The organism is Paramagnetospirillum caucaseum, from assembly GCF_000342045.1.
GTDB lineage: Bacteria > Pseudomonadota > Alphaproteobacteria > Rhodospirillales > Magnetospirillaceae > Phaeospirillum > Phaeospirillum caucaseum.
Genome location: NZ_AONQ01000102.1, coordinates 1 through 12171, shown reverse-complemented (window position 1 = coordinate 12171; position 12171 = coordinate 1). Strand labels below are relative to the sequence as shown.

13 protein-coding genes are annotated in these 12171 nt (G+C 63.4%); 6 read left to right on the top strand and 7 right to left on the bottom strand.

The features are described 5' to 3' along the window. The 3 genes from H261_RS24195 to H261_RS21385 all read left to right on the top strand — a co-directional run. A partial coding sequence (locus H261_RS24195) for a DUF6626 family protein (protein WP_235063009.1) occupies positions 1–306 on the top strand: 306 nt, incomplete at its 5' end. A gap of 481 nt (positions 307–787) precedes the next feature. Further along, complete coding sequence (locus tag H261_RS21390; protein WP_008621864.1) at positions 788–1231, top strand: hypothetical protein; 444 nt, start codon at positions 788–790, stop codon at positions 1229–1231. A 264-nt stretch (positions 1232–1495) separates the two neighbouring features. After that, the gene (locus tag H261_RS21385) at positions 1496–1909 is read left to right on the top strand and encodes a response regulator (protein WP_161625062.1); all 414 of its coding nucleotides are present in this window, start codon (positions 1496–1498) and stop codon (positions 1907–1909) included. 53 nt (positions 1910–1962) lie between these two features. On the opposite strand, the gene grxD is transcribed toward H261_RS21385, so the two are convergent. The 4 genes from grxD to purQ form a co-directional block, all read right to left on the bottom strand. Beyond that, a complete protein-coding gene (grxD, locus tag H261_RS21380; RefSeq protein WP_008621857.1) occupies positions 1963–2292 on the bottom strand; it encodes a Grx4 family monothiol glutaredoxin in 330 nt (109 codons plus the stop codon). Positions 2293–2374: 82 nt separating this feature from the next. Further along, complete coding sequence (locus H261_RS21375; RefSeq protein WP_008621855.1) at positions 2375–2632, bottom strand: BolA family protein; 258 nt, start codon at positions 2630–2632, stop codon at positions 2375–2377. A 171-nt stretch (positions 2633–2803) separates the two neighbouring features. Next, on the bottom strand, positions 2804–5014 hold the full coding sequence (purL, locus tag H261_RS21370) for a phosphoribosylformylglycinamidine synthase subunit PurL (protein WP_008621853.1): 2211 nt from the start codon (positions 5012–5014) through the stop codon (positions 2804–2806). Beyond that, a complete protein-coding gene (gene purQ, locus H261_RS21365; protein ID WP_008621851.1) occupies positions 5011–5700 on the bottom strand; it encodes a phosphoribosylformylglycinamidine synthase subunit PurQ in 690 nt (229 codons plus the stop codon). Before purQ ends, purL begins: the two co-directional genes overlap by 4 nt. A 542-nt stretch (positions 5701–6242) precedes the next feature. Between purQ and H261_RS21360 the strand changes: the two genes are divergently transcribed. Next, a complete protein-coding gene (locus H261_RS21360) occupies positions 6243–6524 on the top strand; it encodes a hypothetical protein (protein ID WP_008621849.1) in 282 nt (93 codons plus the stop codon). A 1-nt stretch (position 6525) separates the two neighbouring features. Here the strand turns inward: H261_RS21360 and H261_RS21355 are convergent, their stop codons facing one another. The 3 genes from H261_RS21355 to glgA all read right to left on the bottom strand — a co-directional run bounded on the left by H261_RS21355 (position 6526) and on the right by glgA (position 9646). After that, positions 6526–7065, bottom strand: coding sequence for a hypothetical protein (locus H261_RS21355; RefSeq protein WP_008621848.1), 540 nt, complete (start codon positions 7063–7065; stop codon positions 6526–6528). Between the two features lie 81 nt (positions 7066–7146). After that, positions 7147–8112: a glucokinase gene (gene glk / locus H261_RS21350; protein ID WP_008621846.1), complete on the bottom strand. Its 966-nt coding sequence runs from the start codon at positions 8110–8112 to the stop codon at positions 7147–7149. Between the two features lie 49 nt (positions 8113–8161). Further along, a complete protein-coding gene (gene glgA / locus H261_RS21345) occupies positions 8162–9646 on the bottom strand; it encodes a glycogen synthase GlgA (RefSeq protein WP_008621844.1) in 1485 nt (494 codons plus the stop codon). A 172-nt stretch (positions 9647–9818) separates the two neighbouring features. Between glgA and glgC the strand changes: the two genes are divergently transcribed. Further along, positions 9819–11108 carry a glucose-1-phosphate adenylyltransferase gene (gene glgC, locus H261_RS21340; protein WP_008621843.1) on the top strand — a complete coding sequence of 430 codons (1290 nt, stop codon included), beginning with the start codon at positions 9819–9821 and terminating at the stop codon, positions 11106–11108. Positions 11109–11282: 174 nt separating this feature from the next. After that, positions 11283–12170 (top strand): DUF2971 domain-containing protein, encoded by an 888-nt coding sequence (locus H261_RS21335; RefSeq protein ID WP_008621841.1) that lies wholly within the window; start codon positions 11283–11285, stop codon positions 12168–12170. The last annotated feature ends 1 nt before the right edge of the window (position 12171 follow it).

Genomic DNA, 12171 nt, shown 5'->3' with positions numbered 1-12171 from the left:
AAATTCAAAAAAATATTTGGAGGCATTATGAACGCATTACAAAACGCATATATAACCTTAAAAACCAACAACTTAACCGAAGGTCAATACGACTTTAGCAAAAAGTGGCTTGGACGTGATCGGAGCTATTATGGCAGCATGAAAGCGCGGCAACGGCAAGCGGGGCTGCGGACGATGCTGACATTGGCTGGAAATTTGACGAAGGCATTGGTCAGGGCAAAAGCGGAACAGCGCGGCAAGGACGCGGCGATATTGGAGAAACTGAGTGGGCGAATTTGGGACAGCGTGATGGTGGGACGGTGCTGATTTGCGTCCACGTCCAGCATGTTGTCGTGTAACACGACACGTCCCTGGCGCTGAACGACATGGGGGCGAACATACATGCTGTATGTTGGCCGATGTTGTCGTGTAACACGACACGTCGCTGGACGACATGGGGGCGAACTTACGTGACGTAAGTTGGGGCGCGATCCGCAAAACGCATTGCACTCACCTCCTCCACTTTGATCCACGCAAAACGTCGGAAACGCCCATAGCAGCAGCAAAGCAACTTGGGGAGCTACCTACACACAGCGCAGTTGAAACTGCGCTGTGTGACGACGAGCGGAGCTTGTCGGCTGAAATAATATAAACCGACCGCCGAAAATCAGATCAGGTTTAGTACCGCTACATTATATGAAAATACGCTGCATAGGACAACGATTACAGTTACTTACAGATATATCGGTCACTGATAGCACAACACAGACAGTACTGTATTGCAAGCGAACTGCTTGGAGTACACAACATGACTGCATTTGCGAAATTGAAACTGACCACTGCGACGCGCAAGACCGAGAAACTGAGCGCGGAACAGTATGCGCGGCAGCGGGTGCTTGGAAACTTGGCGGAACAGCTTGGCTTGGTTAAGGCCATGCTGGACGGCACGGCGTTTACGGTGAAACAAACGCGATACAAGACGGACGAGAACGGCGAGCGTGTTGGATACGAGCGCAGCAAGCGGCTGCGCCAGTGGTTTTGGCAGGACACTGACGGCAACTGGCTGCTGGAACTGCGCTATGGTAATCGGCCATTGAAACTGAGTGGCGAGAACACTGCGGTGGTGGCTGGCACGAAGGAGCAGCTTGCGAGCGTTATTGAAACGCTGATGGAAGCTGTGCAGGTAGGCGAGTTGGACAAGGCCCTGGCCATTGCAAAAAAGGATCGCTTGGCCATGCTGCGGAAAGGCTGACGGCGCAAAGGTGGTAGATTACGGCATTACGTTTGGGCTATAACAGGTATGAGACTGACAGCTTTTATGGCGCAAAAAGTGCAGCATAAACAGTGCAATGCTCGCATTAGCTGCACTATTCGCGCTAAGGTTCGCCCCTCGGCGAGACGATACGGCCCGGAGGCAACTCCGGGCCGTTGTTCTTTGGTTCAAGGCCGAGAAACTTTCCCGCACAAACAGCTTCGGCTATACTGAACACCGATTGGACTCTCGGCGAAGGCCATCGTGCGACACCTCAAGGTGCTGATCGTCGAAGACAATGTGGCCGACGCCCGACTGCAGCAATTCGCACTGGGAGCGCAGGTCTTCGACTGCGCCGTGACCTGGGTCGACAGCATCGACGGCGCAGTGGACCACTTCAACGACCGTATCGAACGGACGGGCGGCGGCGACACCGACGTGGTGATGCTCGACGGCCAGGTGGGCAGCGAGGACGCCTCGGAACTGCTGATCTACATGAAGCTCGATCCGTTGCTGAAAAGCATTCCGGTCATCGTCATGACCGGATCACAGGACCCGCGCAGGCACCAGGGCTGGATCGCCCAGGGCGCCGAATCGGTCATGAGCAAATGCTTCGAGATCGAGGACCTGGAAAGCGGCCTGTCGGCCCTCGGGGTCTACGCCAGGGACATCCCCTAAGCAAAACGGCCCGGAATCGCTTCCGGGCCGCCTGTTCCTGGGGAAGCCGATGCTCAGGCGCCGGCGACGCCCTTGTCGGCCATCAGCTGCTTCAGCTCGCCCGATTCGGCCATCTCGCGCACGATGTCGCAGCCGCCGACGAACTCGCCCTTCACATAGAGCTGCGGCAGGGTCGGCCAGTTGGTGAACTGCTTGATGCCCTCGCGCAGGGACGGATCGACCAGGATGTCGATACCCTTGAACTTGACGCCCAGATTGGTCAGCACCTGCACCACGGCGGCGGAGAAGCCGCACTGCGGGAACATGGGGGTGCCCTTCATGTAGAGCACCACATCGTTCTCGGAGAGGTCCTGGCGGATGCGGTCGAAAACGGGATTGGTCATCGGTGGAAATTCCTCGGAAATGATCGTGACGGATCGTGGTTGAGATGTAGGCAGCGTCGCGCCGTGGCGCAAGCGCGCCGGCCTAGTCCTTGGCGAAATCGGGAGCGGCGTCGGGCGTGGCGGTCTGCAGCGCCATGGCGTGCAGCTGGCCGCCCATCTTGCCCTGCATGGCGGCGAAGACCATCTGATGCTGGGCGACGCGGCTCTTGCCGCGGAACGTCTCGGAAATCACCAGGGCGGAGTAGTGATCGCCGTCGCCGCGCAGGTCCTCGATGATGACCTTGGCGTCGGGAATGCCCTCGCGAATCAGGGCTTCGATCTCATTGGCTTCCATGGGCATGGCGTGTCTTTCCTAATGCTCCCCTTCCGCGCCCACAATACGGGGCCGCTTTGGCGGTCGCAACAGCGCTATGTCCCCAGAAAGGGAAGGGTTTCCCGCAAAAAGGAAGGCTCCCCCACCCGCCGGGGATGAAGGAGCCCTCGTTTCGCCGGGAAAGAGATAACCGGGCCCTCAGTGGCCCGACATCTCCTCGCCCATGTAGGCGGGCAGCCAGCCTTCGTTGGCTTCGGCCAGTTCGAAGACCGGCACGGCGCGGCCGCCGACGCTGATGACGGGACCGCCGGTCTTGCCGATGACCCGGGCGGCGGTGTCGTGCTCGACCGCCTCTTCCAGCACGCTGGCCAGGTCGTTGTCGGACACTTCCAGCACGTAGCGGCCCTGGTCCTCGCCGAAGCACCAGGCGTGCAGCGGCAGGGTGTGGGGAGCCTCGAGCACGGCGCCGATCCGGCCCTCGGAGGCCATGGCCATCTCGGCCACCGCCACCAGCAGGCCGCCGTCGGAGACGTCGTGGCAGGCCAGAACCAGACCGTCGCCGATCAGCTGGCGGACCAGTTCGCCGGCGCGGCGCTCGCGGTGGAGCGCCACCGGCGGCGGAGCGCCGTCTTCCCGCTTGGCGATCTCGCGCAGGTAGAGCGACGACCCCAGCCAACCCTTGGTCTCGCCGATCAGCACGATGGACGAGCCGGCGTTCTTGAACGGCACGGTGGCCGACTTGGCCACGTCCTCCAGCAGGCCGACGCCGCCCACCGCCGGGGTGGGCAGGATGGCGTTGCCCTGCGTCTCGTTGTAGAGCGAGACGTTGCCCGACACCACGGGGAAGTCCAGCTCCTTGCAGGCCTGGCCCATGCCGCGGATGGCCTCGACGATCTGGCCCATGATCTCGGGCTTTTCCGGGTTGCCGAAATTGAGGTTATCGGTGATGGCCATGGGCAGCGCCCCCACCGCCGACAGGTTGCGGTAGGCCTCGGCCACCGCCTGGCGCCCGCCCTCGTAGGGGTCGGCCAGCACGTAGCGCGGCGTCACGTCGGTGGTGATGGCCACCGCCTTGGTCGTCCCGTGGATACGCACCAATGCGGCGTCGCCGCCGGGGCGGCCCACCGTGTCGCCCATGACCATGTGGTCGTACTGGGAGTAGATCCAGCGCTTCGACGCCAGATCGGGGCAGGCCACCAGAATCTTCAGCGCCTCGGCGACGCAGAGCTGGGGCACGTCCTTGGCCTCCACCACCGGGCGCTTGGCCGGCGCGGTCCACGGACGGTCGTATTCGGGCGAGGCCAGGGCCAGGGGATCGATGGGCAGGTCGGCCACCACCTCGCCGTGGCGCTTCAGCACCATGCGCCCCGAATCGGTCAGCACGCCGACCACGGCGAAGTCCAGTTCCCACTTGTCCATGATAGCCTTGGCCTTGGCCTCGGCCTCGGGGCCGGGCTTCAAGACCATCAGCATGCGTTCCTGGGACTCGGACAGCATGATCTCGTAGGCGCTCATGCCCTCTTCGCGCATGGGCACGGAATCCAGGTCCATCTCGATGCCCAGGCCGCCCTTGGAGGCCATCTCGAACGACGACGAGGTCAGGCCGGCGGCGCCCATGTCCTGGATGGCGACGATAACGTCGGTGGCCATCAGTTCCAGGCAGGCCTCGATCAGCAGCTTCTCGGTGAAGGGGTCGCCCACCTGCACGGTGGGGCGCTTCTCTTCGGACTTCTCGTCGAATTCGGCCGAGGCCATGGTGGCGCCGTGGATGCCGTCGCGGCCCGTCTTCGAGCCGAAATAGACTACGGGATTGCCGATGCCGGCGGCGGCCGAATAGAAGATCCTGTCCTTGTCGGCCAGACCCACGGTCATGGCGTTGACTAAGATGTTGCCGTTGTAGCTGGGGTGGAAATTGGTCTCGCCGCCCACGGTGGGGACGCCGACGCAATTGCCGTAGCCGCCGATGCCGGCCACCACGCCCGCCACCAGATGGCGGGTCTTGGGGTGGGAGGGATCACCGAAGCGCAGGGCGTTCATGTTGGCGATGGGCCGCGCCCCCATGGTGAACACGTCACGCAGGATGCCGCCCACGCCGGTGGCCGCGCCCTGGTAGGGCTCGATGAAGCTGGGGTGGTTGTGGCTTTCCATCTTGAAGACGATGGCCTGGCCGTCGCCGATATCGATGATGCCGGCGTTCTCGCCCGGACCGCAGATCACCCACGGTGCCTTGGTCGGCAGGGTCTTCAGCCACTTCTTCGACGACTTGTACGAGCAATGCTCGGACCACATCACCGAGAAGATCCCCAGTTCGGTGAGATTGGGCTCGCGGCCCATGATCTCCAGGATCTTCTTGTACTCGTCGGGCTTGATGCCGTGCTGGGCAATCACTTCGGGGGTAATCTTGCTCAACGTAGCGCCTCCACCAGCGAATCGAACATCGTCTTGCCGTCGGACCCGCCCAGCAGATCCTCGGCCAGACGCTCGGGATGGGGCATCAGGCCCAGCACGGTCTTGGCCTCGTTATAGATTCCGGCCACGTTGGACAGGGCGCCGTTGGGGTTGTGGGCGTCGGAGACGTCACCGGTCTTGGAGCAGTAGCGGAACGCCACCTGGCCATTGCCCTCCATGGCGCGGAAGGCCTCGGGCTCGACGAAATAATTGCCTTCGGCGTGGGCGATGGGATAGCGCACCACGTCACCCAGCGTATGCTTGCGGGTGAAGTCGGTATCGGCGTTCTCAACCCGGAGAAAGACGTCCTTGCAGATGAACTTGAGATTGCGGTTGCGCATCAGCACGCCCGGCAGCAGGCCCGTCTCGGTCAGAATCTGGAAGCCGTTGCAGATGCCCAGCACCCGCGTGCCCTTCTCGGCCTTGGCCTTGACCTCCCGCATGATCGGCGAATGCGCCGCCATGGCGCCGCAGCGCAGGTAGTCGCCGTAGGAGAAGCCGCCGGGCACGACGATCAGGTCCAGGTCGGGAAGAACGGTGTCGCGGTGCCACACCATGAGGGGCTTGGAGCCCATGCTTGCTTCCAGCGCCACGGCGACGTCGCGGTCGCAATTGGAGCCGGGGAATACGATGACGGCGGCTTTCAAGGGCGTTGCCTTCACGCAGGGGGAACGGAAGGCTCTGTGTACCCCGGAACCGATTCGGATTCCAGCCGATTAGGAGCCATTCAGGACACGGCCGCCTTGCACAAAGGAAAGGCTTGCGGATCACGCGAGCTACAGCGATCATTTGGCGATCGCATCGGTTATCAGAACTAGGATTTCATGACCCTAATTTCTCCACCGATCTCGCATAGCGAACTAAATAATTATATCAGCAAGTTCTGGAAGCACCCACGATGTGAGTGTTGCGATGGCGAACGATGGGGATTTGGCTCAGACCACCAATCCCAGGCCAGCCTGCTGGGTGCATTTGATAGCAACGGCAACTTCAATGCGTTACAGCCAATTTTATTCGCATATTATAAAATAACATGCATGAACTGCGGGAATACGAAATTTTTTGATCGTGACATTATTGAGACTTACATCAGGGCTATTCGAGAGAAGCCATTATGACAACAATCGTTCCATTCCCAGGCGGCGGTGGTCCCCTTGAAACTTCGGGCGGCGGCGGCCATGATGGTGGTATGAGCGATCTCGTCGCACGCGTGGAACGGCTGGAAAAGGATGTTGCCGAGGTCAAGTCGATCCTCGGCCGCATGGAGCCTGTCCTGGGTCGAATTCAGAGCGATTTCGGAGAGTTCAAAGGACGCTCCGCCGCCATGCCCACGACATGGCAACTCATCACCCTGGTCCTTGCGGTCATAGGGGTAGTGGCTATTTTCCAGAACATAACGCTGAACAGGATCGACCGCGTCGAAACCAAGATTGAAGTCTTGGGAAGTCGAATCCCGCCGAAGTCGCCCTAACTCAAGCCGCCTGGGTGAAGGTCGGCTCGACGCGGAGGGGAGCCGAGCCCGCCACCCGGTCCAGGATCTCGCGGATATGGTCCGATTCGCGCTCGTCGCCGCTGGCGGCGAAGCGCGCCCCCAGGCGGCGGGCCAGCCAGCGGCCCACGGTGCCGGAGCGGCCACGGCCGTTGCGGCAGACCACCAGGACCTCGTTGACCCCCGTATCGGCCAGGGGATCGGCGAAGGCGGCGATGTCGGCGGCATCGGCGGCGATGAACGGCCGCCAGGGGATGTCCGAGCCGAACAGCCGCCCGGCCAGGGTCTCGAACAATGCGCGGTGGCGGCCCCACAGTCGGGTGATCAGGCGGCCCTTCACACCGAGCGCCGAGGCATCCATGTCCCAGAACGCCAGGGTCAGGGTTGCCCCCCAACCGGCGGCGGCCAGCCCCCGCCCCTCGTCCCGCCACGGGTCGGTGGGATCGCAGATGCGCAGCACCGCCGCGTCCCGGCGGGGCGCCATGCCGTCGAACTCACCGGTACGGAACGCGGACACCAACATGGGAGGGGCTCGTGAACATGCCTTGATAGTTCAGATATCACGCATGTTGCGCCGCAATGCAAGCGCCGGGACGGAATGGGGCTATGCGCTCTCGCGATCCCTGACCAACTCCGCCAGCCCGACGAAGGCCGGCAGCGGATGGACGATCAGCCAGGTGGGAATCCCGGCCAGATAGGGCTGGAACCGCCCATGGGCCTCGAAGCGCGTCCTGAAGGACGACAGGCGGAAGGCGTCGGCCATGCGCGGCAGGATGCCGCCGGCAACGAACACCCCGCCCTTGGCGCCCAGGGAAAGGGCCAGATTGCCGGCCACGGTGCCCAGCATGGCGAAGAAGGTCTCCATCGCCTCGCGGCTGATGGGGCACGAACCGTCCAGCCCGCGCTTGCTGATCACGTCGGGGGTGGAGAACACCGCCTGATGCCCCGACAGCGCCGCGATGGCCTGATAGAGGTTGACCAGCCCCTGCCCCGACAGCACCCGCTCGGCCGAGACATGGTCGAATTGGCCGCGCAGACGCTCGAGGATGCGGGCCTCGCGTTCGGTGGCGGCGGCCATGGTGACGTGGCCGCCCTCGGTGTCGAGCGCAATCCACTCGCCGGAGGCCGAGGGGACCAGCGCCGAGACCCCCAGCCCGGTGCCCGGCCCCAGCACCGCCACGGGCGAACCGGGCCGCGCCGCGCCGCCGCCGACGGCGACCAGATGCCCGGGCTTCAGGTGACGCACCGACAGGGCCACGGCGGTGAAGTCGTTGATCACCTCCAGGCGCTCCAGCCCCAGGGCCTGCCGCGTCGTCTCGATGGAGAAGCGCCAGGGGCAATTGGTCAGCTCGATACGGTCGCCGTCGATCACCGAGGCCACGGCGAAGGCGCCGCGACGCGGGGCCGCCCCCCCCGCCTGATCGGCAAGATAGGCCTTGATGGCCGGGGCCGGCCCCTCGTAATCGGCGCAGCGCAGGACTACCGGATTGATCGCCTCGCCGTCCGCCCCCACCAGGGCGAAACGGGCATGGGTGCCGCCGATGTCGGCGACCAGAACGAACTCCGTCATCTTGTCAGCCCCTCAAGCGCCGGGCGGGGACTTTCGCCCCCTTGGCTCCTCATGTCTTCTTCTTTCCCTTGCCGCCGCCGTTGCCGGCCAGCGACTTGTAAAGATCCAGGTACAAGGCCGCCGAGCGGCCCCACGAGAAATCCTGGGCGGCGCAGGCCTTGACGATGCGGGCCCACTGGTCCTTCCTGGCGTAGAGGCCCACGGCGCGTTCAACCGCCCACTGGAAGGCCCCGACGTTGGAATGCTCGAACACGAAGCCGTTGGCCTTGCCGGTCATCAGGGTGTCGTAGCCGGAATCCACCAGGGTGTCGGCCAGCCCGCCGGTGGCATGGGCCACCGGCACCGTGCCGTAGCGGAAGGCGTAGAACTGGGTCAGGCCGCAGGGTTCGAAGCGCGACGGCATCAGCAGCATGTCGCCGCCCGCCATCATGCGGTGGGCCAGGGATTCGGAATAGCCGATGCGGGCCGCCACCTGGGTGGGATGGGCGGCCGCCGCGGCGCGGAACCCGTCTTCCAGGGGCTTGTCGCCGGTCCCCACCACCGCCACCTGGGCGCCGAGCTTCAGGATGTTGGGCAGCGCCGCCAGGACCAGATCCATGCCCTTGTGGTCGTTGAGGCGGCTGACGATCACCATCAGCGGCGCCTCGGAATCGGGGGCAAGGCCCAGTTCCGCCTGCAGCGCCGCCTTGTTGCGCGCCTTGCCCGCCGCGTCGCCGAGGGCGTAGGGATGGGCGAGATGAGGATCGGCGGCCGGATTCCACACCTGGTAATCGGCGCCGTTGAGGATGCCGGACAGGTCGGCGGCGCGATGGGTCAACAGCCCGTCCATGCCGCAGCCGAAGGCCGGACTCTGGATCTCCTTGGCATAGCGCGGGCTGACCGTGGAGATACGGTCGGCATAGAACAGCCCGGCCTTCAGGAAGGACAGAGTGTCGTAGTATTCCAGCCCGTCCATGGCGTACATCCCGGGCGGAAAGCCGAGACGGGCCACCATGTCGGGCGGGAACTGGCCCTGATAGGCGATGTTGTGGATGGTGAACACCGTCGCCGGGCGCTGGGGCATATTCCAGGCGTGCAGGTAGGCCGGGGCCAGACCGGTCTGCCAGTCGTTGGCGTGCAGCACCTGGGGCCGCCACTTGACCGGGCTGCCCTCGGTGCACAGATGGGCGGCCGTCCACGACAGCAGGGCGAAGCGCAGCGCGTTGTCGGGCCAGTCGCGGCCCTGGGAATCCTGGTAGGGGCCGCCGGCCCGCTCGAACAAAGCGGGGCAGTCCACCAGCCAGACGGGAACGCCGCTGTCGGGCAGCTTGCCGGAGAGCAGCACCGCCTCGGCCCCCAGGCCGAAGGGGTCGCCCAGCGGCCCGGCCACCTTCTTGGCGCCGGCCGCCTTGATGGCGTCGGGATAGCCGGGCAACAGGATGCGGACATCCACCCCGGACTCGGCCAAAGCGGCGGGCAGCGCCCCCGACACGTCGGCCAGGCCGCCGGTCTTGACCAGCGGAAACACTTCTGAGGAAGCGAACAGCACGCGCATCTGGAACCCCGTCCCGGAGGTTGAAGCACTCCTACGTTCAGCCTATCCCGGATTACCGCCGCCGTCGAGAGACGCCGTGCCGCCACATGGCCGCCTCCCGCCCCCTGCGATTGTACCGTCCGGGGGAATGTGGCACCGTCATTCCCAACGAAGAACGTCCAAGGGGTGATGAATGTACGATCCCACCGATCGCGGCACCGCCATCGACATCGAGGTCAACGACCGCCTGCGCAAGACCCTGGCGCTGATCCTGGCGGGCGGGCGCGGCTCGCGCCTGATGGACCTCACCGACTGGCATGCCAAGCCGGCCATTCCCTTCGCCGGCAAGTTCCGCATCGTCGACTTCACCCTGTCCAACTGCATCAATTCCGGCATCCGCCGCATCGGGGTACTGACCCAGTACAAGGCCCATTCCCTGCTGCAGCACATCCAGCGCGGCTGGGGCTTCCTCAGGGGCGAGTTCAACGAGTTCGTCGAACTGCTGCCCGCCCAGCAGCGCACCCAGGGCGAGAACTGGTACAAGGGCACCGCCGACGCGGTGTTCCAGAACCTGGACATCGTCCGCGCCCACCGGCCCGAGCACGTGCTGGTCCTGGCCGGCGACCACGTCTACAAGATGCACTACGGCAAGATGCTGGCCCACCACCTGGCGGCCGGAGCCGACGTCACCGTCGCCTGCATCGAGGTGCCGCTGGAGGCCGCCAGGGGCTTCGGCGTCATGGCGGTGGACGACGACGACCGCATCGTCCGCTTCGACGAGAAGCCGGCCCATCCGCAACCCATGCCCGGCCATCCCGACAAGGCCCTGGCCAGCATGGGCATCTACATCTTCAATGCCCAATTGCTGTTCGACCTGCTGCACAAGGATTCCACGGCGGCGGCGACCACCCACGATTTCGGCAAGGACCTGATCCCCGCCCTGGTCGGCAGCCACCGGGTAATCGCCCACCACTTCCAGGATTCCTGCGTCATGCATGAGGGGGCGCGCGAGCATTACTGGCGCGACGTCGGCACCATCGACGCCTATTGGGAGGCCAACATGGACCTCACCACGGTGACGCCGGCGCTCAATCTCTATGACGAGAGCTGGCCCATCTGGACCGACCAGCCGCAATCGCCGCCCGCCAAGTTCGTGTTCGATTCCGACAACCGGCGCGGCATGGCGGTGGATTCCCTGGTGGCCGGCGGCTGTATCGTGTCGGGCGCCGTGGTGCGGCGCTCCATGCTGTTCTCCAACGTGCGGGTCAACTCGTTCTGCGTGGTCGAGGACGCGGTGATCCTGCCCAACGTCGATATCGGCCGCCACGCCCGCCTCAGGCGCTGCATCGTCGACCAGGGCGTCGTCGTGCCGCCCGGGCTGGTGGTGGGCGAGGACGCGGCGCTCGACGCCGCCCGCTTCCACCGCACGGAAAAGGGCATCACCCTGGTGACGGCGGAAAAGCTGAAGCTGCTGGGGGCGTAGCCGGTTCGCGCCCAGGGCGGTCTTTTCGTTGGGTCGGGGCCGGGTGCTAAAAGCGGATGTCTAGCAGAATTGCTGGCGAGGTCGGGAGTGTCACCGCAATCGGCGAAGTTCCTTGTTGCCGAGAAGCCTGGGCTGCATCACCCTCCTTATACTACTTCATAATCCGGGGCCGGTATGCGCACGCTTCAAGAACACTTGTCGGCATCACCGCAATCAGATCTCTATCATTACACGACGATCGCCGGGTTCCTCGGTATAGTCGATAGCATGATGTTTTGGGCGACAGATATATATTATATGAATGACACCAAAGAGTTGGTCTATGCAGGCGACATCGTCAATGAAGTCGTCGAGGACGCACTTAGGGGGCACAAGCACTCCACAGAAATTGCAGGCATATTCCGTGGCGGGATATACAACTCTCAGTATGCGAATATATTCTCCATCTCGTTCACTGAGTCGAGAGACTTACTAAGCCAATGGCGAGGGTATGGTGGGGACTCGGGGATGGCTGTCTGCTTCGCACCGGCTAAACTCTCTCGGATTGCCGAATGCAACCACATGCGCTTGGTCAAGTGCATCTACGACAGAGAGCAGCAGGTTCAGATAATCACTGAACTCTGTGAGCGACACATAGCTGAGGTAACCGCTGCAATCGAGGGCGGTTCTAGATTTAGCCCCGAAGAGGCTGCACGCTCATTCTTCCGGGATCTATGCGACATTGGCCCGATTCTAAAACATCCTTCATTCAAGGATGAAGGCGAATGGCGAATGCTCTCCGAGAGTTACGACATGGTGTACAACGGCAACCTGCCATGGGACCGGATGGGCTTCCGCGCAGGCCGCAGTACGATTATTCCCTACCTGAAGGTCCAACTAAGTGTCGATTACAAGAATGATGATCGCGACCTGCGCCAGGACCTTGGATTCCATGACGTCTTGATTGGCCCCTCTGCGGTGGCCGAACTCCCTTGGCGGGCTGTAATGGCCTACCTTACGGCCAGGAATGTTCGATACAATCAGATCACCCCTTCTGGGGTTCCGTTGAGGGGTTCGGTCTAGG

Bases quoted from the DNA above. Each gene is read 5' to 3' on its own strand.
- grxD (WP_008621857.1), bottom strand. From the start codon at position 2,292: ATGACCAATCCCGTTTTCGACCGCATCCGCCAGGACCTCTCCGAGAAC.
- H261_RS21360 (WP_008621849.1), top strand. From the start codon at position 6,243: ATGAGCGATCTCGTCGCACGCGTGGAACGGCTGGAAAAGGATGTTGCC.
- H261_RS21335 (WP_008621841.1), top strand. From the start codon at position 11,283: ATGCGCACGCTTCAAGAACACTTGTCGGCATCACCGCAATCAGATCTC.
- glk (WP_008621846.1), bottom strand. From the start codon at position 8,112: ATGACGGAGTTCGTTCTGGTCGCCGACATCGGCGGCACCCATGCCCGT.
- H261_RS21355 (WP_008621848.1), bottom strand. From the start codon at position 7,065: ATGTTGGTGTCCGCGTTCCGTACCGGTGAGTTCGACGGCATGGCGCCC.
- H261_RS21375 (WP_008621855.1), bottom strand. From the start codon at position 2,632: ATGCCCATGGAAGCCAATGAGATCGAAGCCCTGATTCGCGAGGGCATT.
- H261_RS21390 (WP_008621864.1), top strand. From the start codon at position 788: ATGACTGCATTTGCGAAATTGAAACTGACCACTGCGACGCGCAAGACC.
- glgC (WP_008621843.1), top strand. From the start codon at position 9,819: ATGTACGATCCCACCGATCGCGGCACCGCCATCGACATCGAGGTCAAC.
- glgA (WP_008621844.1), bottom strand. From the start codon at position 9,646: ATGCGCGTGCTGTTCGCTTCCTCAGAAGTGTTTCCGCTGGTCAAGACC.